The organism is Sutcliffiella halmapala, assembly GCF_050107295.1.
Lineage (GTDB): Bacteria > Bacillota > Bacilli > Bacillales > Bacillaceae_I > Sutcliffiella_A > Sutcliffiella_A halmapala_A.
In genome coordinates this window covers 1-256 of sequence record NZ_JBNIKR010000047.1, presented here as the reverse complement: position 1 = coordinate 256, position 256 = coordinate 1, and the positions used below count along the sequence as shown (strand labels likewise).

General features: G+C 51.6%; 1 rRNA gene. It reads left to right on the top strand.

Annotated elements, in window-relative coordinates:
- Positions 1 to 256: ribosomal RNA gene (locus ACQCT5_RS23005) — 23S ribosomal RNA — on the top strand; the annotation flags it as partial.

Sequence of the window (256 nt, the reverse complement as noted above, 5' to 3'; positions counted from 1 at the left end):
AGGTTGATATTCCTGTACCACCTCCACTCCGTTTGAGCAATGGGGGGACGCAGAAGGATAGGGTAAGCGCACTGTTGGATATGTGCGTCTAAGCAGCAAGGCTGAGAAGTAGGCAAATCCGCTTCTCATATAAGGCTGAGCTGTGACAGCGAGGGAAATATAGTACCGAAGTTCCTGATTTCACACTGCCAAGAAAAGCCTCTAGCGAGGAGTATGGTGCCCGTACCGCAAACCGACACAGGTAGGCGAGGAGAGA